The 390-nt window shown below is 50.8% G+C and carries 1 protein-coding gene; it reads right to left on the bottom strand.

From position 1 onward, the window contains the following. Positions 1–390 (bottom strand): hypothetical protein (locus PsB1_RS11785; protein ID WP_284361842.1); only part of this gene is annotated, 390 nt, incomplete at both ends.

Here is a 390-nt window from a genome sequence, read left to right as displayed (position 1 = left end):
ACCGCAACGGGGCCATTGACCCGCGAAAACAACAAACCAATGCCGTTTTGCGCATCCCGGCCCAATAATTCAGTAGGTGTATCAAACCCAGCAATGGCAATATCGGCAGGAAGAAAAGCACCATTTTGGGGGTCCAATAGGGGCCCCCCAGGTCCTTCCGTATCCCCTCTTGAACGTTGATCCCACCAGACCATTGTTGAATTGACCATGGTGCGCCCATCACCAAAACCTGAATAACGGCCACCTGACTGCCAATTCAAGAGATTGGCACGCCCAAACATAGGGTCTGTTGTATATCCAACACTGGCATTATTGGTTGGCTTTGTTGGATCATAGGCATCAGGGGTTGCAAAACCCACACAATGGGCAGCAAATAAAACGGTGCGTGGA

The sequence above is a fragment of the Candidatus Phycosocius spiralis genome, from assembly GCF_030158815.1.
In the GTDB taxonomy this organism is placed as follows: domain Bacteria; phylum Pseudomonadota; class Alphaproteobacteria; order Caulobacterales; family Aquidulcibacteraceae; genus Aquidulcibacter; species Aquidulcibacter spiralis.
The sequence above is the reverse complement of the archived record's forward strand: the minus strand, read 5'-3'. Positions and strand labels throughout refer to the sequence as shown.